Below are 25,243 nucleotides of genomic sequence, written 5' to 3'. Positions count from 1 at the left end.
GACGATTAATCTGCTAGGTACACACAATTTTCCTATAGACGTCTTAAAATGTACTCCTATGCTAGGTCTATCGGTTAATTTCGCTTTCGCGAAAGCAAATTAAATCAAAAGCCATGAAAGAAAAATTAAAAATCGACATCGTATCAGACGTAGTATGCCCATGGTGCACCATAGGTTACAAACGATTGGAAAAAGCGATCAAAGAACTAGGTGTTGAAGACCAAATCGAAATCGAATGGCAACCGTTCCAACTCAATCCCAACATGCCTGTCGAAGGTCAAAATTTACAGGAGCATATTGTAGAGAAATACGGTTCTAGTCCAGAGCAATACCGTCAGATGCAAGAGCAAATGACTGCTGCTGGCAATAGCGTTGATTTCGTTTTTGATTATTATGCGGAACAGCGCATGGCCAATACGTTTGATGCGCACGTCTTGCTAGAATATGCCAAAGAATTCAACAAACAAACCGAATTAAAAATGCGACTGACCACTGCCTTTTTCAGTGAGCGTCAAGATGTTTCTAAACAGGATGTATTGAAACATGCCTTACTGGACGTTGGGTTGGATGCTGAAAAAGGAATGGCTTTATTGGATAATGAAGAAGCCAGAAACGAAATAAAAGCCACAGAAAAATACTGGAAAGAATTGGGTGTGAATTCAGTGCCTACCATCGTATTTGATAGAAAAAGCGCGGTCACCGGCGCGCAACCAGTAGATGTGTTCAAACAAGTCTTACAGGAAGCGATTGACCAACATTCTTAATAAGTAATACATGGAATATAAATTGAGACCAAAAGTATTGTTCTTTGACGTCAATGAAACCTTGCTCGATCTTTCCAATTTGAAAGAGAACGTCAGCAAATCGCTAAATGGCAACGATGACTTGATCAAACTATGGTTCACAACACTATTGCAATATTCTCTAGTTACCAGCGCTAGCGGTCAGTATGAAGATTTTGGAAAGATAGGCGCAGCAACTTTACAAATGGTAGCTACCAGTAACGACATTCATATTTCTGAAAGCGAAGCTCAGAAGGTTGTGATTGAATCCATCCGCAATTTGAATCCGCATGCAGAAGTTAAAAAGGCCCTAATCCAGTTGAGGAATGCTGGATATACACTGGTGGCATTTACCAATGGCTCTAATGAAGGCGTCAAAGAGCAAATTAAAAATGCCGTGCTTACAGATTTATTTGACGAATTATTGAGCGTAGAAAGTGCTGGCAAATTCAAGCCTTTTAAAGAAGCTTACGATTGGGCCGCTCAACACAAAAACGTCAAACCAGAAGAGTGTATGATGATCGCTGCTCACGGTTGGGATGTCGCTGGTGCGCAATGGGCTGGATGGCGTGCAGCATTTATTGCCCGACCTGGGCAGCAGCAGTATCCACTTGCTCCAGAGGCTGAGATTACAGGTGACAATCTCCAAAAGGTTACAGATATTCTTCTGACTTACAGCACTAATTAGCAGAAAAGTTAAGCCAATTTCTTAGCTTAGATTTCTAAAACAAACACAGTGCTCCACACCATTCAAAACGACCTACTCACCTGCTCCGTCAGTTCCAACGGTTCAGAGATCCGCTCGCTTAAGAAAAAGGAAACCGATAAGGAATATATTTGGCAAATTGATGAATCGGTTTGGGCAAGCAGCTCGCCGGTATTATTTCCTGCCATAGGGAAAATCAAGGGCGACAAGATTACTTATAATGGTAAGGATTATGCGATGACCAAACACGGCATCATCAGGCACAATGATGATATGCTGTTTGAACAGCATAGTGATTCAAAATGCTCGTTTACACTGAACAGTTCGCCAGAAACCTTGGTGAAATATCCGTTCATGTTTTCTTTTACTGTGGTTTATGAATTGGTCAGCAATCAATTGAAAATGACCTATCACATTAAGAATAAGGGCGATGTGCCTATGTATTTTTCTTGTGGTGGACACACGGCTTATGCTTGCCCATTGACAAATGGCAAAAAACTAGAGGATTATGTGATTGAGTTCCCAAACGGCAAGTCTTTAAAGGCAGTTACTTTGGGTGATTCTGGTTTATTGTCTGATGAGATAAGAAAAATTCCGATAGAGAATTCTGCCTTACCGCTTTCCAAAACATTGTTCGACCGCGATGCGTTGATATTTGTAAACGTAGATTACGATTGGGTACGCCTACGCGCCTGCCTGCCGGACAGGCAGGAAAGCGGAAAAAACAAAGGCTTGATGGTAAAATTTGAAGGTTATCCCAACCTCGCGCTTTGGTCAAAACCTGGCGCTGACTATGTATGTATCGAACCTTGGCTAGGTTTACCAGATTCAGAAGATGAATCGACGGAAATCTCAGAAAAGAGCAGCTATCAAAGCATTGCGGCTGGATCACAGTTCTCGATTACCATTACAACGATAGTCGAATAAGTGGCAATAAGTTTTTATCAATGCCAATCATTTATAATCTAATCTTGATAAAATGTCAGGATAAACACTAGATTTAGGTTTCACTTAAAATCGATATCCCATGGCCAAGTCACAGGACGCTAAGAAAAATGTCAAAAAAGAACCCGCAAAAACTGCCAAGGAAAAAAAGGCAGAAAAGAAATTGAAGAAAGGAAAATAAATTCGCTCTCTCTTCTAAAAACCATCCGTAATAGACACCTGTCTTTTGCGGATGTTTGATTTAATATTTTGTTACATTATTGAAGCGATGTAGTTATACACGCGCCTATTTGTACATTTGTTTGAAATTACCACCTATGGCTTCAGGATTTTTTGCATTACTAGATGATATCAGTGTATTGATGGACGATGTGGCTGCCATGAGTAAAGTTGCTACTAAAAAGACTGCTGGAATACTAGGTGATGATCTTGCCGTAAATGCAGAAAAAGCATCAGGCTTTGTTTCTTCCAGAGAGATTCCTGTTTTGTGGGCGATAACCAAAGGTTCCTTCCTTAATAAACTGATCATTTTACCGGTAGCTTTTCTCTTAAGTGCCTTCCTACCATGGGCAGTGACGGTAATATTATTGCTTGGCGGTGTATACCTCGCCTTTGAAGGAGCCGAGAAAATCTATGAGTGGATCTTTCCGCATGCACAACCCGCCACAGACATACCGCCACAGGAAATGACTGAGGAAGAAATCCTTGCTCACGAGAAAGAAAAAATACGTGCGGCCATTGTAACAGATTTTATTCTATCCGTTGAGATTGTAATAATTGCACTTAGCTCAGTAGTAAATGAACCTATTCTCAATCAAATCATGGTAGTTACAGTAGTTGCCATCATAGCTACCATAGGAGTTTATGGAATCGTTGCGGCCATTGTTCGCATGGATGATCTTGGATTGCGATTGATTAGAACTAGCGATGGAAAGGGATTTGGTAATGCCGTTGGGAAATTTCTAGTAGCAGCATTGCCAATGATTGTCAAGAGCTTATCGGTGATAGGAACAATAGCATTGATTCTAGTTGCAGGTGGAATTTTTCTACACAACCTTCACTTTATTGAAGAAATCCTTCATGGACTACCATCTATACTAGCCGAAGTAATTACTGGGATTGTCGTAGGAGCGCTTTCTCTCATCATTTATAAGGTGATTAAAAAATTGTTCTTTAAAAAAGACAATGCAGCAGCACATTAGTAAATAACATTTTTTGCAAGATCCTGAAACTTTCTGGAATGCCTGCACAGCTTGTAAAAGTCGTGGTAAAACTAGCCAGCGCATACGCAAGAAGGCTAAACTAAATTACCAAAAGGATCTAGAAGCCTACGAACGATCTGACCATAACGGTGCACCACCTAAAAAACCAAAAGGACATCTCAAAACCTGCTCCACATGTGATGGTTCAGGGTTGGTCAAGAGCGACCACGCTCCTATTCTTAACAACAACTTCCCGCATGTGGCTATTGTTGGTGCTGGAATTGGTGGTGTAGCATTGGCTGTGGCTTGCCAGCATCGAGGGATTCCATTTACATTATTTGAGCGTGATGCGAGTTTTGATGCGCGATCTCAAGGCTATGGATTGACGCTGCAACAAGCTAGTAAAGCGATGGCAGGTTTTGGAATTCAAGAACTAATAGATGGCGTCATTTCGACAAGACATATAGTGCACAAACCTAGCGGTGAAAAAATTGCCGAATGGGGAATGCGTAAGTGGCTGGAAGAATCCGACAAACCTTCTCCTAAAAAAACAAATATTCATATTGCAAGACAAGCCTTGCGAAAAGCGCTGATGGATCAATTGACTGACCAGGATTCTATAAAATGGGATCATCAATTTGTTGAACGTCGAGAAGACGAATCTGGCAAGATTTCAATGGATTTCAAAGTAAATGATGAACTTGAAACCTTTCATGCTGATCTTCTTGTAGGAGCTGATGGAATACGCAGTCAGGTCAGGAACATGCTTCTTGAAGAGGATAATAATCCGTTGCGCTATCTTGATTGTATCGTGATCTTGGGTATTTGCCCATTGGAAAATATTGAGAATTCAGAAACCGATTTATTGGATTCCACTACGGTATTTCAAACGGCAAATGGACACGAGCGCATGTACATGATGCCTTACTCCACTAATTCCATCATGTGGCAATTTAGTTACCCAATGGACGAAAAGGAAGCTATAAATTTAAGTACTCAAGGTTCAAAAGATTTGAAAAATGAAGCTATCAAACGAACCTTAGATTGGCACGCTCCTATTCCGCAAATTCTTAAAGCAACACAAGAAAGCCTAGTTACCGGTTATCCTGTTTATGATCGTGAAGTTTTAGGTGAGCACGCTTTCGCGAAAGCGGAATCATCAACCATCATAGGCGATGCGGCACATCCCATGAGTCCTTTCAAAGGCCAAGGTGCAAATCAAGCTTTACTCGATGCATTAGCTCTGGCACGTAAAATTTATACCACTTGTAGATCTGCTGGCAACTGGAAAGTAAAAGGATTGCGAGAAACTGTTTTAAAGGATTTTGAGAAGGAAATGATAGTACGCAGCGCCGTGAAAGTTAGAGAATCTGCACGGGCAGCAGAATTCCTGCATTCTGAAATCGTTTTACTGCAAGAAGATGCTCCAAGAGGAACCGTACTGAAGAATGAGAGTAAATAATTCTCACCTGTTTTTCCCATCGGTTTTACCATTACTGTAAGAAGTAGGAACCGCGCCATCCATTACCTTTATCCATAAGATAAAAACGAAACAATGATTGATATAAAAGGAAAAACAGCGTTGATTACGGGATCCAGTCGCGGCGTAGGACAGCAAATAGCGCTAGGTCTAGCAGATTTAGGTTGTAATATCATCGTTCATGGCAGTAAAAAGACGAGTAATGATGAAACTTTAAAGTTACTCAACTCTTATTCAGTAAAGACTTACAGCGTTTACGGCAATCTGGCCGATGATCAGGAAATTGAAAACCTTATCAATCAAGTAAACGACCTTGAAAATCCTATTGATATATTATACAATAATGCCGGTATCATGAAGGATTATCATGAAGACATCTGGACACATTCTACGGAAGAATGGATGCAAACCTATAAAGTAAATGTGGTTGCGATGTACAAACTTTGTGCTGCGTTTGTTCCAGCCATGATTGAAAATGAATTTGGACGAGTAGTTAATGTTACCTCACGCATTTCTGGCCAGCCGCAATTGGCTCCTTATGGTGCTTCAAAATGGGCTGTGGACAAGTTGTCTCAAGATCTTGCGGTTGCACTTGAAAACACGCCGGTTCGAATGAATTACTTTGATCCTACATGGCTCAAAACAGACTTAGGCGGTGAGCATGCAGATAATCCAGTGGAAGCCGTATTACCTGGAGCACTAAAACCAGTTCTTATAGAAAATAACGGTGCCAATGGCAAATTTTTCTCTGCATTATAATCGTTAAGTCTATCCATTCTCATCGCAATCATAAACTTTAGCTAAGGGGCACCAGACTATTTCTATCGCCATGTATCCATTGTACCTTTGCAAAAATTAAGAACATCAAATGCAAGAAAATAGGGCGCTCCAATTCATTGATAAAGTATTAAAGAATCAACCCAAAGATTGGTTGGGACTCACGACGCATCGATTGGATGTTTACAATGAAGAGTTTGCTAAAACTGAATTTCTAGAAAAACTTGAGCTCTTATTTAAGGCCGATAATATCGATAGATCTACTCTAGCCGAGTTGCCAACGGCTTATGACTACATTCGTTTAGGTCATCCATTATCCTGTATTCTAGAATGGGGAATTGGCCAGTTACTAAACCTGCCAGCGGATAATATCATTTCGTTTCAATCGCAAACGGTGCCAGTTCTAGCTGTGTTACGCAAGAATTTATTGGACGGCAAAAAAACTAGAATTATTTACAGTGGTCATCTACCTAAATTTTTTGATGCTGAAAAAATCAGAAAGGTTTATGGGTATGACTTTGAATTGAATCAAGTAGCATCTGCCAGCGAGGTCGATTCTTTTGATGGTACCAATATTTTCCTGTCAAACCCATCAGAAATGGGTCAAACCGATTTGAATGAGTCGGTTGATTTTTATATAAATATTTATGGTCATCTAGGCAGTGTTTTGATTGCAAATGGATCTGAATCTGCAGAATATATTTCAGGCATACAACATGTTCGACGCAGAGAAACCGTAGCGATGACACCTTCTAATTCGCTAATTGCTTTAGAAGCTTTGGTTGGTCCTGAAGATGTTGATCAAAGCAAACCAGATGTAGAAAAAGATAAATCCAGCGTCTTGAAATCCATTAATGAAATCACTGGAACCCAGTTACAACCTTTAGTGGGATCCAGCGGTCTATCCGTACAATATGCCATCATGATGGGAATGGTAGATAGCGCGCAAGAACATCATCCTGGAAAATCCATCAAATTTCTCGTGCCACCCAATTGTTATGGTGGTACCAACGATCAAGCAAGACGTGTCGCGGCGTGTCTGGAGAATGTAGAAGTCGTGGATTTGCCAGTAGATGGTGATAATGACATGGTAAGTAGCGTGGATCGAGTCTTGGATCAGATTGCTCAACAGGATGCCGTACCCTTTATCATTGCAGAAATTCCAACCAATCCACGAGTGGAAGTTCCTGATCTGGAGGATTTGAGAATTGCGCTTTCGCGAAAGCGAACTACTCCAAGCGGCTCTACTGCGATCGATCCAGTTTTTATTCTCGATCAAACATTTTGTCCCAATTACCTCTTTCTAGGCGAAGGAAAGGTTTTATCTGAAGTACGAACTATTTCATATGCTAGTGGCTCAAAATTCCCAAGTGGTGGGAAATGTACTGCTGGGTATTGCGTAGGAAACAATAAAACGGAGGCTTTGATGAATAAGGTAGCGTTACACCTTGAACTTTGCGATAACGAAGCAACGGCACAGCAGTATGAGATTCTTGCCCAGCAATTGCCATCCATGAATGAGCGCATCAAAGCAGCTTATGAAAACACCCGTGAGTTCGTGACATTTATACAAAAGGAACTACCAGAAGCTAAAATCAATTTTGTTAGTGAAGAACTTGCTGCACAAGGTTTCACGCCATCTGTATTTTCTATGGATTTGCCTACAAAAGGATCCACGCCTGAAGAACGAGAAACCTATAAAAGAGCCCTCAATCTCAAACTGATTCATTTAATGATCGATGAAATCCCTTTGGAAAGTAAATTTTGCGTGAGTTATGGCCAGTTGAAAGGCTGTTACTGGACCGTTCCTGCTACATCAACTCAGGGTACTACCAAAGAAGGTGACAAGGATTACATTGTACGTGCTTCTTTATCACCAGACCTAGACTTGGAGCGACACAAAGAGGTTTTTAAAGAGTTTGTGGAAAGTATTTGATGAATCAAATCCCACATTCAGTTGCTTGAGTTTAGAGGCAGTGATTAAGTAATATTTCAATTCAATCAATAATTTAGAATCAACTTGATATTGCTCCGCATTTGTACTGTAGTGGTCAAGTATAATTATCTCGCTTGCGCGAAAGCGTGATCATCAACACGCCGTTGAATAGATTTCCTACTTTTGACTTACATTTAAAGCTTTCTGCAAAACCCAAACATGTCAGCTAAAACTAAAGGCAATCATAAATCTAAGAAAGATTCCGATCCAGCTTGGCATGGTGCTTCAAACTTTTACAATGCCTATAAATGGCAGTTATTCATCACCACTTTTGTTGCGGCGTTCCTGCTCTACGCAAATACTTTGGGACATAATTTTGTGCTGGATGATAAGATTGCAATCGTAGATAATGAACATGTACTTTACGGGTTAGATGGGATTTCAGACCTTCTCACCAACAGCTACATGCATGGTTTTGACGGCAGTAACCGCAATACATATCGACCTATTTCCCTCATATCATTTGCTTTTGAACAGGAGATATTTGGCGGTGATCCGTTCTATTTTCACCTTATGAATGTTCTCAGTTTTGGCTTGCTGTGCCTGCTTGTAGCCAGGCTGCTATTTTTTTTGCTTCCTGATGCAAGCACATTTATTTTACTGGCCATTTTGGCTCTGTTTATCTCCCATCCTATTCATACGGAAGTCGTTGCCAATATCAAAAGTCGGGATGAGATTTATTCTATGTTGTTTGGTGTGCTTAGTCTTATTTTGTTTTTGAAACATGAGCAAAGTTCAAAGCTTAAATGGTTGGTAGGTTATCTTTTGACTTTCTTGGCAAGCCTTCTTTCTAAAGAGAATACAATTACTCTTTTAGCTATTTTTCCGCTCACTCTTTATTTCTTCAGAAACTATTCTTTGAAGAACGCAATCGCGAGATGCTGGCCGCTTATTATACCAGTACTGGTAATGTTTCTCTTGAGACTCACTATTTTGGATAGTTTTGTACAGACAACAAACACGTTCAACAATTGGCAGGTACCATACAACAACACCTTGTTTGCTGCGGAAACTTATTTAGAAGAATTTGCGACCAACTGCTCAATTTTTCTCAAATATTTTGAGCAGTCTGTTTTTCCTACATCATTTGCTTTTGACTATTCGGTAGGCACTTTTGAAGTTCTCAATTTTACAGATGGTCATGCCATAGCCGGACTAATCGTACTACTAGTAATGATCTTTGTAGCGGTCATCAAGTTTAAAAGCAGATCTCTGATTTCTTTTTCGTTGCTATTTTTCCTAATTACCTTTTCCATAACCTCAAATTTCATCTTTAAAATAGGGGCGACTTTGGGAGAACGTTTTCTATTTTTACCTTCATTTGGTGTGGTAATATTAATGGGATATTTGGGATTCAAAGTTCTGGAGAAAATGCCTAAAAAGTTGCCCATTTACTTCCTACTGGTAATCTCACTAGTATCACTTTATTCGTTTCAGACAATACAGAGAAATAGTGATTGGAAGGACATGTTGACCCTAGCAGAACATGATATACAGACAAATCCTGATAGTGGATTGATTTTAGTAAGCTTAGGGCAAGAGTATAAAGCATTAATGAAAGAATCAGCCGATACAGCTCAGGCCCGTTTCTATGGAATAAAATCAATCGCAAATTTCAAAAAATCAATACCATATTTCCCAAACGTAACAGATCTAAATTACAGCATCGCAGACACTTATCTTTATTTAAAAGAGTATCAAAATGCCGTCAAATATTTTGAAAAGTCGTTCCCAACTCGCTCTATTGCTGAGCAGGTGGTTCATTTTAAATTGGGATTATCCTATGAAAATCTGGGAAACAATCTCAAAGCGTCGCAATCGTTTGAAAAAGCGGTTGCTATAGACCCAACTCAAGGCAATTACTGGCGAAGACTCGCTTACAGTTACTTTCCCTTACGTAATTATGATGATGCGATCGCTGGCTTCAAAAAAAGCAATGAGTTGCGTGGTGGAAACAATGTTCAGGACCTCTTAAATATTGCACTTTCCCATCAAGCTGCTAAAAACATTCCCGAAGCCATAAAGTACAATAGGATCGTTTTGAACATAGATCCAAATAATGTGAATGCTATGACAAATCTGAGAAAAATGGGTCAAGCTCAATGATTCAGTGACCGTCGTAGTGGAAAGAATTGAAAAAGCCGAATACACGATCATTAAATTTTGTATTACAAAAACGGAAATTCTCAACTACCAACTTTCTGACCTGAATCAGACTACCTTTGCACCATGAGCGAGTCATTTAAAAACCAGCAACAAATACTAGAGAAGCTAGGCATTGATCAACTAAATGAGATGCAACTAGCGGCACAAGAAGCGATTGGTAACAACGATGAGATTGTACTTCTATCGCCTACAGGTACTGGAAAAACGTTGGCATTTTTACTGCCTATAGTTGAACAGCTCAATGTTGATATTGACAAAGTACAGGCGCTCATTCTTGTGCCATCGCGAGAGCTGGCCATTCAAATTGAGCAGGTCTTACGTGAAATGGGAAGTGGCTATAAGGTCAACGCCGTTTATGGTGGTAGATCGGGTTCTGGAGATAAGATTTTGCTTTCTACGCCACCAGCTATATTAATTGGTACGCCCGGTCGCGTTGCAGATCATTTACGCCGTGGCCATATCGATGTAAGCGAACTCAACACATTGGTTCTTGATGAATTTGACAAATCACTGGAGACTGGCTTTGAAAATGAAATGCGAGAGATTGCGCAATCGCTTCCACAATTGAAGAAGAAGATTTTGACATCTGCCACTCAAAAAGTGGGTATTCCTCCATTCATGAAAATGTCAAATCCCAAACGATTGATATTTTTATCAGACGAGGAACCTAAACTTCAATTAAAGATAATAGTGTCGACTACTGATAATAGGTTAGTTACCTTAAACCATCTCATTAATCACTTGAGATCAAAACGAGGTATTATTTTTTGTAATTTGAAGGATACTATTGCAGATGTAAGTGACTATTTGTGGGAAAGAGAAATCCAGCATTCTGTTTTTTATGGTGGTCTGGAGCAGTTGGATCGAGAACGAGCTTTGATCAAATTTAGAAATGGAACACATAAAATATTACTCGCTACTGACCTTGCCGCAAGAGGAATTGACGTTCCAGAATTAGATTACATCATCCACTATCAATTGCCATATAAGCGTGAAGAACTTATTCATAGGAATGGTAGAACAGCTAGAATGCATGCTAGCGGTACGGCTTACATGATCAAACATCAACAACAAGAATTACCTGATTTTATAGAAGATGCCACCGTATTTGAATTAACAGAAGCTAAAAAGCAAAAACCAGATCAAGAATGGGAAACTTTATACATTTCTGGAGGTCGTAAGGACAAGATTTCAAAAGGCGATATCGCAGGTCTGTTTTTCAAACAAGGTAATCTTGAGAAAAATGAGCTGGGCGTTATAGAACTCAAGCAGGATTGCGCGTTTGTTGCTGTTCCCTATGAGAAAGCCTTTGAATTAATCAATACATTGAATAACAGTAAGATAAAAAAGCGAAAAGTACGTATTTCACTTTTAGAAGATTAAAATTATGAGCGAAGAATCCAAAACAGATACCAATGAAATCAAGCAACAAGTGTTTCTTGTTGACAAAGTTTTCTACGATTTAGAGAACCAAAATGAAGGCCTTGAAGAAGACAAAAATTACTTTAGTGAGAATGATTTTGCCTCTATTTTAATCAGAGCAGAGCATTATGGCATCGGGATATTTGACATGGAAGCTTACCACGACGGTAAACTTTTCGGTACAGATAATCATGAGGTATACCGTAAGAAAGCCACACATCCACAGTGGTATAAATCGGCATTTGGGAAATTCAAAAGAGCTCAAAAAGGCATGCTTTATCGAGCAGACTTCAAGGTTTCTCAAAAATTATTGGATAGGCAGGAGTCGTAGGTCAGCCTTCTACTCTACTGCTTTTTGGCCTTTATCCAATAATTCATGAACTTAAAATGTGCATCTGCGTGATGTAGTGCGATCTTGTTCTCTAGACTTTTTGTTTTAGGATGATTTTGTCTAACTGAATTGATTTTGAGGAATAACGCTTTCGCGAAAGCGGACTTATCAAAATCATTTTTCAAAATATCAAAACTACTCTTAACTTGATCATTCCAGCTAATTGGATCTGAGTACAATTTCACAGCCATTGAAGCGAAATGATCCACGGACTGAAATTGGGTAGAAATCCCTTCAAAAGCTATAGAAGTTCCTACTACCGGCAATCCATTTTTCATGGCATCAAAGACCTTGCCCTTCAAACCTGCCCCATAACGCAAAGGTGCCAGCAGTATACGATGTTTAGATAATGCCTGATCGACATTTGCCACGTGACCTTTGATGTAAAAACCACTTTCTGGATCATGTAGATCCAATATCGTTTTAGGAGCGTTGGGACCATAAATAAAGAGCTTTGCTTCTGGTTGTATTTTTCTCATCGCGGGCCAAATTTCATGTTTCAACACTTTCACCGAATCCACATTAGGCGCATGACGTAAATTCCCAATCGTGCAATAGTCGGCTCGATCGTCAAAGGAAACTGCACTAGCCTCTCGCTTTTGAATGTCTTCAATATCAATCACAAACGGAATGTAAAATAAGCCTTCAAGATCAACGGGAAACTGATCTCGCAGCAATTTCATCTCGTATATAGAGATGATAAGATTTACATCTACCCTATTCATACTGCTTACCTCACGTATAGCCAGTTCACTTTCAAAGCCTATTTCCAGTTCTATATGATGCAAGACCGCATTTTCTCTTGCGGTTCTCAAAAAATGGAGATCTTCAGTATCGAGAATTTGAATAGCATTTGGCAAATGCTGACGCACTCGCCAGCCATATTGCTCTTCAATCAAAAAACGATCATAGAGAACAATATCTGGTTGATATTCAATTAGTAGATTATCCAGTGAGTCATCATGAAGCTCGATGGAGCGCATGACAATATCGCGGTCCTTAAACGATGGTAAGGCCGTTGGTTTCATCCTTGCGGCACTGCAAAAAACCACTTCATACTCTTGCTCTAGAAAGAGATCAACAAGCTGCAGAATTCTATAACCAGCCGCCGTTTTATTGGGTTCTGGCCAGATGTAACCTATGACGAGCAGCTTATTCATGCAACAAATTTAGGTTAGAATACTGTACATAACTGCGTTATAAGTATGTAGATTAATCTGGGCAATACGAACATAAATATTTACTTTAGCAGTCTTAAAAATTCAACAATATTCATGGGTAAAATCATTGCTATAGCAAATCAAAAAGGCGGCGTGGGAAAAACGACGACGGCAGTGAATCTTGCAGCCTGTCTAGGAGTTCTGGAAAAAAAGGTGCTGCTCATTGATGCAGACCCGCAAGCTAACGCGTCTTCTGGCCTAGGAATTAATGTGGATGAAGTTGAAGCAGGAACCTATCAATTGTTGGAACATACCATGAAGGCTGTCGATCTGATCGTCAAGACAGAATCGCCCAATCTGGATATTATTCCTGCGCATATTGATCTGGTTGCTATTGAAATTGAATTGGTTGATCAAGAAAATCGTGAGCAAATGTTGCGTAAAGCTATCGCTCCGGTAAAAGATCAATATGATTATATCATTCTAGATTGTGCACCATCACTAGGTTTGTTGACGCTCAACGCACTCACGGCAAGTGATAGTGTTCTTATTCCTATCCAGTGTGAATACTTTGCTTTGGAAGGTTTGGGAAAATTATTGAATACTGTAAAAAGTGTGCAGAATCTGCACAATCCGCAGTTGGATATTGAGGGATTACTACTTACTATGTACGATAGCAGGCTAAGGTTGTCCAACCAAGTAGTTGAAGAAGTGAACCAACATTTTGAAGGATTGACTTTTAAGACAATCATACAGCGCAATGTGCGTTTAAGTGAAGCACCATCTTATGGTGAGAGCATTATTAATTATGACGCGGGTAGTAAAGGATCAGAGAATTACCTGAGCCTTGCTAATGAACTCATTCAAAAAAACTCCTAATCACATGGCAAAAGCAACTAAAAAACAAGCTTTAGGTCGTGGATTATCTGCATTATTAAAGGATCCATCCAACGATATCAACACCGCACAAGACAAAAATGCTGACAAGATCGTTGGTAATGTAGTAGATCTACCGCTGGAGGATATTGATATGAATCCGTTCCAGCCGCGAACTAGTTTTAACGAAGAAAACCTGCGTGAGCTGGCTTCTTCAATCAAAGAGTTAGGTGTTATACAGCCTATTACGGTTCGTAAAAAAGGTTTTGGCAAGTTTGAATTGGTTAGTGGTGAACGTCGTTGTAGAGCTTCAAAGCTGTTGGGCTTGAAAACAATTCCCGCTTACGTACGTATAGCAAACGACCAGGAATCACTGGAAATGGCACTGGTAGAAAATATTCAGCGTCAGGATCTCGATCCTATAGAAATTGCGCTTTCTTATCAACGACTTATTGAAGAAATCGATCTTACACAGGAACAAATGAGCGATCGCGTGGGCAAGAGCCGTAGCGCTATTGCTAACTATTTGAGATTGTTGAAACTCGATCCCATTATCCAGACTGGTATGCGCGATAATTTCATTTCCATGGGTCATGGACGTGCTTTGATTACTGTGGAAAACCTGGAGGAGCAACTGGATATCTATCAAAAAATATTGAGTGATAATCTATCAGTTAGAGATACAGAGTCGCTTGTGAAACAGTCTAAGGGTAGCCCGCTTTCGCGAAAGCAGAACAAAACAAAATCCTTACCTGCACATGTGGAATCAACGATTGAAACATTGAGCAGTGCTTTAAACACCAAAGTAACAGCGACCACCAGTTCAAAAGGAAAAGGGAAATTAACGATTGCATTTGACTCTAAGGATGATCTGGAGCGTATCACTAAGTTGATTAATGGGTAAAACACTTCCATACATTTTCTTGCTGGCATCCTTCTGGTGTGCCGCACAACGTACTGGTGATCCCATACAGGTCACAGCAGTAACTGATAGCCTGATCCAGCCGGACAACAGCGCTTATCTATACGATGCCAACAGACCATCTAAAGCTGCGTTTTATAGTGCTGTATTACCTGGTTTAGGTCAAGCATACAATGGGAAATACTGGAAAATCCCGCTCGCTTACGCAGGAATAGGGCTTCCCGTACTCGCCTATATTGCAAACGACAAGGAATATCAAAGACTGCGAACTGCTTTCCAGATACGTCTTGCTGGTGGGACAGATGATGAATTCTCTGATGAAAATGGAGAGCCCATTGTCACCATTGCTGGTCTAGAAAGAGCACAACGTGTATCCAGGCGTAACAAGGAACTTAGTTTGTTAATTGCTGCGGCATTTTATGCCGTTCAAATTATCGATGCAAACGTTGACGGCCACTTGAGTCAATTTGATGTGGACCGTGATTTGTCACTCAAACCTTATTTAGATTATAATCAATCGGCATCTGGAACCAGTTATGGTTTTGCCTTATCCTATACTTTTTAGACAATGAAAATCGGACTACTGGGCTACGGCAAAATGGGTAAGGTAATTGAAAGGATCGCTAAAGATAGAGGTCATGAAATTGTAGCTAGAATCAATAAGGATGATAGCAAAAAAGACCTTGCAAAGAGCGATGTCGTGATTGAATTTACCGCTCCAGAAAGTGCTATCGATAACCTAAAGTATTGCATTAACAACGACTTACCAATAATCTGTGGAACAACAGGTTGGAATAACAGTATAGAAGAAATCTATGGGCTGGTTTCACACAAAAACGGAGCATTAGTACATGCATCAAACTTTAGTTTAGGAGTGAATTTATTTTTTGAACTCAATAAGAGATTGGCTGTTTTAATGAAGCCATTTGACGAGTATAAGCTGGCCGTTCAAGAAATCCACCATACTGAAAAAGTCGATGCACCAAGTGGTACCGCTATTACTATTGCCGAAGGTATTATAGAGCATACTAATTTTGAAGATTGGCATCTAGGAAAAGAGAATAAAAATGAATCGATCGGTATCGAGGCATTGAGAGAACATGATGTGAAAGGAACGCATCTGGTCTCCTACGACAGTGATGTAGATCAAATAGAAATAAAGCACACGGCTCATAGTCGTGATGGTTTTGCATTAGGTGCTGTTATTGCAGCAGAATGGTTAGTAGGTAAAAAAGGCAACTTCACTATGAAGGATGTGCTGGGATTGTAACATTTACATATCTATATCAACAAATACCATAAGTAAACGAATACAATAAAGAATCAAGAATGAGTTGGACAGGTTGGATCATCCTATTTATCATATTACAGATAGTACACGGCGCTGGAACTTGGAAGTTTTATAAAGCCGCTGGCAGACAACCTTGGGAAGCTTTTGTACCGATTTATAATTCGGTAATATTGATGAAAATTATCAATCGTCCTGTATGGTGGACGATTTTATTGTTTTTACCGGTAGTAAACCTGATCATGTTTATCGTGATTTGGGTAGAAACGTTGAGAGCTTTTGGCTATAACAACGCAAAGGATACGGCTCTTGTCGTATTGACTGGAGGCTTGTATTTATACTATGTAAACTACACACAGCCTTTAGTTCACATCAAAGATCGATCGCTGAAGCCTAGAACAGCCGCTGGTGAATGGACCAGCTCGATTTTATTTGCCGTAGTTGCAGCGACGATTGTGCATACATATGTAATGCAACCATTCATCATACCTACACCATCGCTGGAAAAAACACTGCTAACAGGTGATTTCCTATTTGTTTCAAAGTTCCATTACGGACCACGATTCCCAATGACACCTATTGCGGCGCCTATGGTTCACGATACAATTCCTGTATTACGAGTCAAAAGTTATCTGGATCGACCACAATTGCCTTATTTGCGCCTGCCTGGAGTAAGTGATGTGAAACGTAATGATATTGTGGTTTTTAACTGGCCGGTGGATTCGGTTAATGCTTTTCCATACAATGATGGAAAATACCATTATAAACCCATCGATAAGAAATCCAATTATGTCAAGCGTTGCGTTGGGGTTCCTGGTGATACATTGTCAATGGTTGACGGTAAAGTGTATATCAACGGTGAACCGCTACAATTGCCAGAACGAGCTAAACTGCAGCATTCTTTCCTACTTGAAACTAAAGGTGGTCAATACACACCAGAACAGATGGCTGATTATGGCATCACAGATGGTTTCCAGCAAGGTCAACTGACTGGTACCAATACACCTGGACTTTCTATCAAAGCTGCGACTGATGAAGCCATTGAAAAGCTTAAAGCGACGGGCAATGTGGTAAGTGTAGAACAAACCGTATTCAACGATGCTGCATCACAGCGCTACTTTCCTTATGATGGAATGGTAGGTAATAGCTATGACAATATCAAACCATTCTTGATTCCAGAAAAAGGAATGACAACTCCTATTACCTACAAGAATATTGATTACTACCGTAGGATCATTGAAGAGTATGAAGGCTCTGAAATGGAAATTTCTAATACCATTAATTTGCGTGGTAACAGCGTCTATCTTAATGGTGCACCATTGACTGAATATACCTTTAAGCAGGATTATTTCTGGCTCATGGGAGACAACCGTCACAATAGTGAGGACAGCCGCATCTGGGGTTATGTTCCAGAAACACATGTGGTTGGTAAGCCAGTGTTTGTCTGGATGAGCCTGGATTGGACTAAAGGAATTACAAACATGGTACGTTGGGATCGATTGTTTACGACGGTCAATGGTGATGGACAGCCTACCTCCTATTTTGTTTATTTTGTAGTGTTACTGGCTGGCTATTTTGTTGTCCGTAAGATTATGAAAAATCGCAAAGCCAAAAAATAGGTATGCCACTCATCATACATCCTAGCTATTTCGTGGATGTAGAATCCTTGATTCATATTTTTCATTATGATGGATTGCTGGTGGATGCCAGTGATAGCTATGTGAAACAAACCTATCGCAGTAGGTGTTACATCGCAGCAGCTAATGGACCTCTTACGCTCAATATTCCTATTGTCCATAATGGCAAGGTAACATCGATGCTATATAAGGATGTTCCCATTGACAACAGTCAGCCATGGGCGTCCAATCATTTGAAGAGTATAGCAAGCGCATATAAAAGTAGTCCGTATTACGAGTATTATGAAGATGATCTCAAAAGACTCTATGATCATATACCCGATCGGCTTATGGATTGGAACATAAAAACCATGCAGTGGTTGTTATCTCAACTAGAAATGAAAGATGAGTTTGCATATGCTGAAGAATATTTAGGCAACAATGTTGCGACATACCTGATAACTGCTAAAAAACTATCTACTCAAAATATAGATCCTTACATGCAGGTGTTTCAGGAAAAACACGGATTTCAAACTCCTATGTCAGGCCTGGATCTTCTATTCAATTTGGGTCCATCCAGCCGCGCCTATCTCAAAAACGTCAATCTATCTTGAATACCGATTATGATAGATTCAGCGCTTTTTACCAAACGTCAACGTTTTGGCAAGGATCTTTAGGTGGTCTGCAACAATTTCCACTATCCAATTTTGATTTCTCACATTTAGATGAGCAACAAAATTTGCTCGAACTGCCTAACATACCACATGGAACTGTTTTAGGTAAACGAGCGGAGTATTTCTTTGAGTTTTGCGCAAGGCAAAGTTCTAATTATGAGGTGCTCGCTTCCAATATCCAGATTTTTAGGGGCAATCGCACTCTGGGCGAGATTGATTATATTCTCAAACATCGCAAGACCAACCAAATATTACACGTAGAATTGGTTTATAAATTTTACATCTACGAGCCTGGCAAAACTCATGCATCCACCTATTTAAGCAGTGATCAAAACAAGGAGCTTTCAAATTATGTAGGTCCCAACCGGCGTGATAATTTTATTAAGAAATTTGATCATCTCAAAAATAAGCAGCTTCCCATTTTACAAATTCCTGAAACCATTGAACTGCTGGAATCCATAGGCATCGACACAAATTCTGTCAAGCAGCAGGTTTGCTTTTTGGCGCATGTTTACATACCGCGAGAGATGTGGCAACATGATTTTAAGTATCTCAATAAGCGTTGTATAAAGGGATATTATATGGATGAGTTCGCTTTCGCGAAAGCGGAAACCTCCAACTCCTATTTCCTGCCCGAAAAAAAGCAATGGAAAATGAAACCACAACCCTTGCAAGAAACTTTGACCTACCACGAGATTGTGCCGATGGTTTCGCAAAGTCTACACCGTGGTTTTGCACCACTCATATGGATGGAATTAGCAGATGGTAGTTTTGAAACTTTCTTTGTAGTCGCAGCCTTACCCACTAATTGACCACGTTTTAACATGATGTTTTAAAAGATGACAACATCACGGTTTATCTTTAATGAAAACAATAATTATGGAACGCAAATTTGAAAGAACCAAAAGTGATAAGCCACTAGGCGAAATAGGAGATCGTTCAAAACCAAAGGATTTTGATCTTGACTCTACAACTATTAATAAAAAAGAAAAAGAAAAAAAGAAGAAATGAGTTACCTAAATTTTAATGCAGAGAAAGCTAAAAACACATCAAAAGAATTGAATGTACTTCTAGCTGACTATCATTTGTATTATCAAAAACTTAGAAATTTTCACTGGAATATTTTGGGTCACAACTTTTTTGACCTGCATGTGAAATTTGAAGAAATGTACAACGATGCCATTCTAAAAATTGATGAGATTGCAGAGCGCATATTGACTTTAAGGTTCCAGCCAACTTCTAATTACAGCGAGTATCTCGCGACTTCTAGTATTAAAGAGTCTAAGTCTGAACTTAAGGACGTTGAGATGGTGAATGCACTTATTGATGATCATGGCACGTTGCTAAAGCAAATGTCCAAGGTCGTTGAAGTTGCAGGCGTTGCAGAAGATGAAGGAACTATTGATTTGATAGGTGCCTACATTCGTGAACTGGAAACTACCAGCTGGATGTTAGATGCGTGGAGAATGAAAACTGGAGATGTACACAAAGCTATCTAGTCCAATCAATACATAAATTAAAAATCCCGAGGAATTCGGGATTTTTTTATGCGTTGTATTTTAATGTCTACTTCGAGTTATCTATTTCCTGCGGTTTTTGCGGTTGCGCAGGAAACTTACACCGCCAATTATTTCTACAATAATACCTATCAATATCATTCCAGTAGCTCCAACAATTTCTAGGAAGTAGAATAGAATTCCTATGATCACGATCACGCTACCTAAAGCAATTAAAATAATACCTGTTCTGGGATGCAGCATTCTTATTCTTTTTCCAAAAGTAAAAAACCTGCTGGAATTAATATCCAGCAGGTTTTGTATTTAAATATGTTCCTGTTTAGAAGTTGAATCCAACCTGGAAACTGAAACGCAAACCATCCTCACCGTGGAATAGATTGAAGGTGGCACCAATAGCTTCTGCAGAATTTACCCAAATTCCGCCACCATAATCATTGTGCCATCTCTGGCTAAAGTCATCACTTATCCAAACGCGACCTACATCACCACCCACAAAAACTCCAACCTGCAGTGGCACCAGCCCAGATTTGAATTCGTCAAAGCTGTATCGTACATCTGCACTAGTCACAAAAGATCGTTGCCCAGAGAACCGTTGGGTACGGTAACCTCTCAAACCTGTAAGTTGCCCCAATTGGGCGCTTTGGTAAAATTCATAGTCTGTCCCAACGATAATATGGGATTGTGCTAGAGTTCTGAGTACCACCTTACGATCTTGTGTTAGCGCATTATAGAAACCCATTTTAGGTTTGAAATAATAAAAGGTGTCGCCTAACTCTTGAAAGTTACCGATGATACCATTATTGATTTCAAATATCATCCCACGGGTTGGGTTTTGATTGTTATCAAAAGAGCTATAATTATAAGTCACGTTAACATCACCAAACCATTTTCTATCAAAATACTCTGGATCAGTTTGAGAACCTGGAAATTCAGTTATAAATCTATTGCGATCTTCGTTGATTTGATTTCCCTCAACCGTCATGCTTAGTCGTAAGTTAGAACCATATTCACCGCGATACACCGCGCCAGCTCCAGCACTATAGGTACTTAACCGAACCCGGTTATAGTCATACGTTCTATCGTCATCTAGATTGGGAGTTTCATTACCAAAACCAAAGAAGTTTTCAGTAAACGTTGGGCCGTTCCATTTACCAAACAGCAGCACGTTCATCTTATTAAGAATACCAGCAAATTCTCCTTCATAACCTATAGTGTATCCTTCTGTACCAAAGAAATATCCTGCAGTGACCTTATGCACCCTAGTATGAGGATTCCTATTAAATCCATCTACCGTATACGTATTTTGCACTGCTAGTCTCAAACCGTCATCAGGATTGAAACCTACGGCTGGTGTCAAGATATTAGAAGCTTGAATGGCTTTTTTAGGATCGTATGTGTTTACCTCATATCTATTGCTCAATCGTTTCACCGCATCTTCCATTTCAATGAAGGTATTTTCTTTGGCTTTTTGATCATGCACCGTGATTTTTCTACCACTTTTAATGTCATAGATGTCATTATTTTGTCCACCTATGACACGAACCTTAATGGGGTTGTTAGCATCACCAGTTGCGTTAATAATATCATCATCATCGAGAGCATAAATCCAAATCTCCTTTGTGTTCTCACGGTTAAATGTTCTCTGGAAAACTACATCTGCTTTTTCACCACCTTTATTTCTATAGATGGCCACTTCAGTTAGGTCCTTGCCGACCCGGTTAATTTCAATAAAATCATCTTTGTCTGTTCCAGTAACAATCGCCAGTCTTGAAAGAACGCCATAGTATCGCTCTGCAATTTCTACAAGATTATCCCGACGTTCTTTCATGCTATCTATAATAAGCTGGGTGCTTGGATCTGGATAAATTTCGGCTGGTAGTTTTTTGAATGCTGCTTCAATATCCTCGTCAGATAGATTTTCTTGAATATATCTGGCCTGCGCAACCCATGCATCCATATCTGCACCTTGTGCAAGATTTCTATCCAGATAAGTGGCAGATGTATTGAACCATTTCGTATTACTTAAGGTACCATCATAAGTAGCAAACTGATTTGTAATACCTACCAGCGTTCTCAATGTGGCAAAAACAGCACCATCAAAATTAGAAAATACCTGATCTCTATCTCTAGGTATGGGTTTGTAGGTTACGTTCCCACCTGCGCTTTCAAACTCTGCCCAGCGCCATTGATCCTTACCTCGATCCCAATCACCTATCAACATATCAAACATGCGCGCACGCAGGTAAGAGGCTTCATCAACTTTATACTTTTCATCGCGTCGCAGGCGCTCCAGAACATCCTCAGTACTTCTTATATCCTGTGGTTTTCCAAAGCTCTCTAAATCCTTGAAGTTATCTTCTGGACGTTCCACGAGCATATATAATTCATCTCCATAGTCGTCGTTATACTGGCCCAGCGATATTTGTTTAGGTATGTAGTAGATTTCTGGATTTGTGTGAAAGACATCAATGGAGGCAGCAAGATCAGGTATGACCAATGCTCCATAAGGATGTGCCGCAGTATAAAAATCATATAAGAGGTTTTCTGCACCCGTATTATCAAACCCTACAGATATATCCGTTTCATTAAAAACGGTCTTTTGCAAAAATTGAACGGAGCTTTTCTTGAGGGCTCGTAAGTTATATTCTCTACCATCAGAATCTTGTAATCTTAATGATCTGGTTTCAATACCGCCGCTTGCTCTCAACACTTTCAAACCGCCTTTTAGAGTGTCTAGCAACCCTACTTTTGCGTTGATTTTATCACCGTAGAGTTTTCGGTATTTTTTTCCCCATAATCCCTTGAAGACTTCAGATTTTTCTGTTCTCTCGTCTTCATATATGTTCGCTTTCGCGAAAGCGGAATAACTTTCTGGCAACGAGTCAAGATCAAAGGATTTAGGTTGCTCGATGGCCTTCTTAGTATAAAGTAGCTTGTGATTCTCGCCATCCCAACCGTAATACTGTAGCCAGGAACTTCCATCCTGCATTACATCCATGCGGGCAAAACCTTTACCACCATAAACAAATAAGGCATCGTTACTTAACGACGCATAACCTTGTTTTGCTCCAGAACCTGAAACAATTTGTCTAATGCCCGAGTTTTCAATGTACTGCAAGGTGTGCTCATGACCACTAGAAAAAATGATGCGAGGTGCCTTTGATGCTATGGCCAGCCTGGTCATGCGATCTGCAAATTCTTGATATCTCTTATTTTGCTTGTCCTGTGCGCTAACACCACCACTAGTACGAATCAAACTTACCAGCGAGCCCAGTATGGGAATAGGTAATTTACCTTGGGTTGGGAATAGGTGTTTTATGGCCGCATACTGACCACCGTGGACACCGTTGGTGAAAATAGGATGGTGCTGGGCAACTATTATGGTTTTATCCTGATTGCGTTTAAATTCATCTTCCATGGCGAGAAAGAATTGCTCTCTGGTTTTAATCTGGTCACAATCGTCGTTGATGGTTGGAATATCATCCCATTTCGATAAATACCACTGACTATCCACAATCACCAATTGAATATTTGGTGTGATCTCGCGACTTTCTAATGGACAACCCACTTTAGGTTGCCAGATATCGTCGTCTTCCAGTGCTTCCTCAATGTATTTCTTTTCTCGTTCTACATTGACGAGATTCTCATTATAATAATCGTGATTGCCAGGTATAAAAAGGGACTTACCCTTGAAACCTCTCGCCACATCAATCTGAGCGTCCAGGTGATTTTCTGCCGTTGGTCTAAACTCATCATCTACAGCCGGCATTCCTGTGGGATAGATGTTGTCTCCTAAAAAGACCAGATATTCTTTAGAAGTATCCTTACCTTCTAGATAGCTCTCTAAAGACAATAGACCATCGCTCTTCCCACCTAATGGAGAATAACCTACATCACCTATGAGATAAATGCTCTTTTCTACAGGCGATCCTGTAGGATATTGCTCTAATTCTTCCTCTTTATATTGTGCGTTATAGCTTGCGCAGCTCGCAAGTAAACAGACGACTATTAATAAAAGAATGTTATTTTTAAGCATAAGTTATCAATTCGTGGTAATTTTAATTCTCAAACCCTAATATGACTGAATTACTTAACGCAGCCGACGATTTTGTGTTGCTTCTTTTTAAAGATAAATTAGACGATATATATGTGTACCACAATTATACACATACTAAACGTGTTGTGAAAAGTACACACGAAATCATCGAGAATTCCGAAATAGATGTTAAAGAGAAAAAGGCGCTATTACTTGCGGCCTGGCTACACGATACAGGATATATTCATGGTGCAGAAGAACATGAAGAAGCGAGCGCTAAAATCGCCGAAGATTTCCTAACGGAACAAAACGTTGAAAAGGAAACAATTGCTAAAGTTCAGAAATTAATCAGAGCGACAAAGTTCAACGATCAACCTGAAGGGAAATTAGAAGAAATACTGCGTGATGCAGATTCTTCTCATTTTGCAAAGGACTATTATTTTGAAACAAGCGAGTTGCTCAAGAAAGAATTAGAGCTGCGCGGCAATGAAATGTCCAATAAAGAATGGCGCAAAGAAAATATTCTCGTTTTCACTGAGAAACATAGGTTTTATAGCGAGTATGCTGTTAAAAACTGGAACGTTAGGAAGAATGAAAACTTGATGAAGCTTTTCAAGAAGAAAAAGAAAAAAGCTGCCAAGTATAATAAGGAGAAGCTTAAAGTTGATCTCAAAAACCAAAGTCCAGAGCGTGCAATCCAAACGCTTTTTAGAACCACCTTGAGAAACCACATCAAGCTTAGTGATATTGCAGATACAAAAGCGAACATTCTTTTATCTGTAAATGCGATTATTATCTCACTTGCTTTAGCCAACTTAATTCCTAAGCTGGATCAAATAAGTAACAGACACTTATTATATCCTACACTGGTATTGATACTTTTCTCTGTTGCCAGTATAATCCTGTCAATTTTATCGACGCGTCCAAATGTAACAAGCGGAGAGTTTACTGATGAACAGGTAGAGAAACGCGAGGTAAACCTGCTCTTTTTTGGAAACTTTCATAAAGTACCTTTTGAGAGATATCAAAAAGCATTGATGGGTTTGCTTGATGATAAGGAAGAAGTTTATCAGAGCTTGCTAAAAGATTTATGGCTATTAGGAGTGGTACTCAATAGGAAGTATAGTTTGTTGCGATGGACCTACACCATATTTATGATAGGTATCATATCATCTGTAATTGCCTTTGTTATAGCATTTACAACTTATGAATATCCTGTAGTAGCAGAAATTGTCCCAGGATAATTTAGACTGAAACTTAAACTAAACGACCGCTAAGCTTTATCAG

At 39.7% G+C, this 25,243-nt stretch carries 23 protein-coding genes; 20 read left to right on the top strand and 3 right to left on the bottom strand.

Going from position 1 to position 25,243, the window contains the following annotated elements:
* The first annotated feature begins 113 nt into the window (after nucleotides 1-113).
* The 10 genes from BLO34_RS03820 to BLO34_RS03775 all read left to right on the top strand — a co-directional run bounded on the left by BLO34_RS03820 (nucleotide 114) and on the right by BLO34_RS03775 (nucleotide 11,807).
* A complete protein-coding gene (locus tag BLO34_RS03820; protein WP_090752730.1) occupies nucleotides 114-764 on the top strand; it encodes a DsbA family protein in 651 nt (216 codons plus the stop codon).
* A gap of 10 nt (nucleotides 765-774) precedes the next feature.
* Nucleotides 775-1,470, top strand: coding sequence for a haloacid dehalogenase type II (locus tag BLO34_RS03815; RefSeq protein ID WP_090752728.1), 696 nt, complete (start codon nucleotides 775-777; stop codon nucleotides 1,468-1,470).
* 48 nt (nucleotides 1,471-1,518) lie between these two features.
* Nucleotides 1,519-2,415, top strand: coding sequence for an aldose 1-epimerase family protein (locus BLO34_RS03810; RefSeq protein WP_157686660.1), 897 nt, complete (start codon nucleotides 1,519-1,521; stop codon nucleotides 2,413-2,415).
* Between the two features lie 335 nt (nucleotides 2,416-2,750).
* A complete protein-coding gene (locus BLO34_RS03805) occupies nucleotides 2,751-3,635 on the top strand; it encodes a DUF808 domain-containing protein (protein ID WP_090752723.1) in 885 nt (294 codons plus the stop codon).
* Nucleotides 3,636-3,648: 13 nt separating this feature from the next.
* Nucleotides 3,649-5,097 carry an FAD-dependent oxidoreductase gene (locus tag BLO34_RS03800; RefSeq protein WP_090752721.1) on the top strand — a complete coding sequence of 483 codons (1,449 nt, stop codon included), beginning with the start codon at nucleotides 3,649-3,651 and terminating at the stop codon, nucleotides 5,095-5,097.
* 93 nt (nucleotides 5,098-5,190) lie between these two features.
* Nucleotides 5,191-5,874, top strand: coding sequence for an SDR family NAD(P)-dependent oxidoreductase (locus tag BLO34_RS03795; protein ID WP_090752719.1), 684 nt, complete (start codon nucleotides 5,191-5,193; stop codon nucleotides 5,872-5,874).
* Nucleotides 5,875-5,983: 109 nt separating this feature from the next.
* Nucleotides 5,984-7,828: a PLP-dependent transferase gene (locus tag BLO34_RS03790; RefSeq protein ID WP_090752717.1), complete on the top strand. Its 1,845-nt coding sequence runs from the start codon at nucleotides 5,984-5,986 to the stop codon at nucleotides 7,826-7,828.
* A 219-nt stretch (nucleotides 7,829-8,047) separates the two neighbouring features.
* Nucleotides 8,048-9,994 carry a tetratricopeptide repeat protein gene (locus tag BLO34_RS03785; protein WP_090752715.1) on the top strand — a complete coding sequence of 649 codons (1,947 nt, stop codon included), beginning with the start codon at nucleotides 8,048-8,050 and terminating at the stop codon, nucleotides 9,992-9,994.
* 123 nt (nucleotides 9,995-10,117) lie between these two features.
* The gene (locus BLO34_RS03780) at nucleotides 10,118-11,437 is read left to right on the top strand and encodes a DEAD/DEAH box helicase (protein WP_090752713.1); all 1,320 of its coding nucleotides are present in this window, start codon (nucleotides 10,118-10,120) and stop codon (nucleotides 11,435-11,437) included.
* 4 nt (nucleotides 11,438-11,441) lie between these two features.
* A complete protein-coding gene (locus tag BLO34_RS03775; RefSeq protein WP_231959551.1) occupies nucleotides 11,442-11,807 on the top strand; it encodes a hypothetical protein in 366 nt (121 codons plus the stop codon).
* Nucleotides 11,808-11,821: 14 nt separating this feature from the next.
* Here the strand turns inward: BLO34_RS03775 and BLO34_RS03770 are convergent, their stop codons facing one another.
* Nucleotides 11,822-13,027 carry a glycosyltransferase gene (locus BLO34_RS03770; protein ID WP_090752710.1) on the bottom strand — a complete coding sequence of 402 codons (1,206 nt, stop codon included), beginning with the start codon at nucleotides 13,025-13,027 and terminating at the stop codon, nucleotides 11,822-11,824.
* Between the two features lie 114 nt (nucleotides 13,028-13,141).
* Here BLO34_RS03770 and BLO34_RS03765 point away from each other — a divergent pair, with 114 nt between their 5' ends.
* From BLO34_RS03765 to BLO34_RS03730, 9 genes are all read left to right on the top strand, one after another.
* Nucleotides 13,142-13,906, top strand: coding sequence for a ParA family protein (locus BLO34_RS03765; RefSeq protein ID WP_090752708.1), 765 nt, complete (start codon nucleotides 13,142-13,144; stop codon nucleotides 13,904-13,906).
* A gap of 4 nt (nucleotides 13,907-13,910) precedes the next feature.
* Nucleotides 13,911-14,807 carry a ParB/RepB/Spo0J family partition protein gene (locus BLO34_RS03760; RefSeq protein ID WP_090756416.1) on the top strand — a complete coding sequence of 299 codons (897 nt, stop codon included), beginning with the start codon at nucleotides 13,911-13,913 and terminating at the stop codon, nucleotides 14,805-14,807.
* Entirely contained in the window at nucleotides 14,800-15,390 is a 591-nt protein-coding gene (locus BLO34_RS03755) for a DUF5683 domain-containing protein (protein WP_197672895.1), read from the top strand. Before BLO34_RS03760 ends, BLO34_RS03755 begins: the two co-directional genes overlap by 8 nt.
* Nucleotides 15,391-15,393: 3 nt before the next feature.
* A complete protein-coding gene (gene dapB / locus BLO34_RS03750; RefSeq protein WP_090752705.1) occupies nucleotides 15,394-16,095 on the top strand; it encodes a 4-hydroxy-tetrahydrodipicolinate reductase in 702 nt (233 codons plus the stop codon).
* A 59-nt stretch (nucleotides 16,096-16,154) separates the two neighbouring features.
* The gene (lepB, locus tag BLO34_RS03745) at nucleotides 16,155-17,732 is read left to right on the top strand and encodes a signal peptidase I (RefSeq protein WP_090752702.1); all 1,578 of its coding nucleotides are present in this window, start codon (nucleotides 16,155-16,157) and stop codon (nucleotides 17,730-17,732) included.
* Nucleotides 17,733-17,734: 2 nt separating this feature from the next.
* Nucleotides 17,735-18,343, top strand: coding sequence for a WbqC family protein (locus BLO34_RS03740; protein ID WP_090752701.1), 609 nt, complete (start codon nucleotides 17,735-17,737; stop codon nucleotides 18,341-18,343).
* Nucleotides 18,340-19,215 carry a DUF1853 family protein gene (locus BLO34_RS03735; protein ID WP_090752699.1) on the top strand — a complete coding sequence of 292 codons (876 nt, stop codon included), beginning with the start codon at nucleotides 18,340-18,342 and terminating at the stop codon, nucleotides 19,213-19,215. Before BLO34_RS03740 ends, BLO34_RS03735 begins: the two co-directional genes overlap by 4 nt.
* Before the next feature lie 67 nt (nucleotides 19,216-19,282).
* Nucleotides 19,283-19,414 (top strand): hypothetical protein, encoded by a 132-nt coding sequence (locus BLO34_RS14760; protein WP_262492277.1) that lies wholly within the window; start codon nucleotides 19,283-19,285, stop codon nucleotides 19,412-19,414.
* Nucleotides 19,411-19,902 (top strand): Dps family protein, encoded by a 492-nt coding sequence (locus tag BLO34_RS03730; RefSeq protein WP_090752697.1) that lies wholly within the window; start codon nucleotides 19,411-19,413, stop codon nucleotides 19,900-19,902. The genes BLO34_RS14760 and BLO34_RS03730 overlap by 4 nt, the downstream gene beginning before the upstream one ends.
* Nucleotides 19,903-19,983: 81 nt before the next feature.
* On the opposite strand, the gene BLO34_RS03725 is transcribed toward BLO34_RS03730, so the two are convergent.
* Both BLO34_RS03725 and BLO34_RS03720 read right to left on the bottom strand, forming a co-directional pair.
* The gene (locus tag BLO34_RS03725) at nucleotides 19,984-20,163 is read right to left on the bottom strand and encodes a hypothetical protein (protein WP_090752695.1); all 180 of its coding nucleotides are present in this window, start codon (nucleotides 20,161-20,163) and stop codon (nucleotides 19,984-19,986) included.
* 76 nt (nucleotides 20,164-20,239) lie between these two features.
* Complete coding sequence (locus BLO34_RS03720; protein ID WP_090752693.1) at nucleotides 20,240-23,956, bottom strand: metallophosphoesterase; 3,717 nt, start codon at nucleotides 23,954-23,956, stop codon at nucleotides 20,240-20,242.
* A 41-nt stretch (nucleotides 23,957-23,997) separates the two neighbouring features.
* On the opposite strand from BLO34_RS03720, the gene BLO34_RS03715 reads away from it, so the two are divergent.
* A complete protein-coding gene (locus BLO34_RS03715) occupies nucleotides 23,998-25,200 on the top strand; it encodes a Pycsar system effector family protein (protein WP_090752690.1) in 1,203 nt (400 codons plus the stop codon).
* The last annotated feature ends 43 nt before the right edge of the window (nucleotides 25,201-25,243 follow it).

Source organism: Nonlabens sp. Hel1_33_55, from assembly GCF_900101765.1.
GTDB lineage: Bacteria > Bacteroidota > Bacteroidia > Flavobacteriales > Flavobacteriaceae > Nonlabens.
This window is presented reverse-complemented; position numbering and strand designations above follow the sequence as displayed.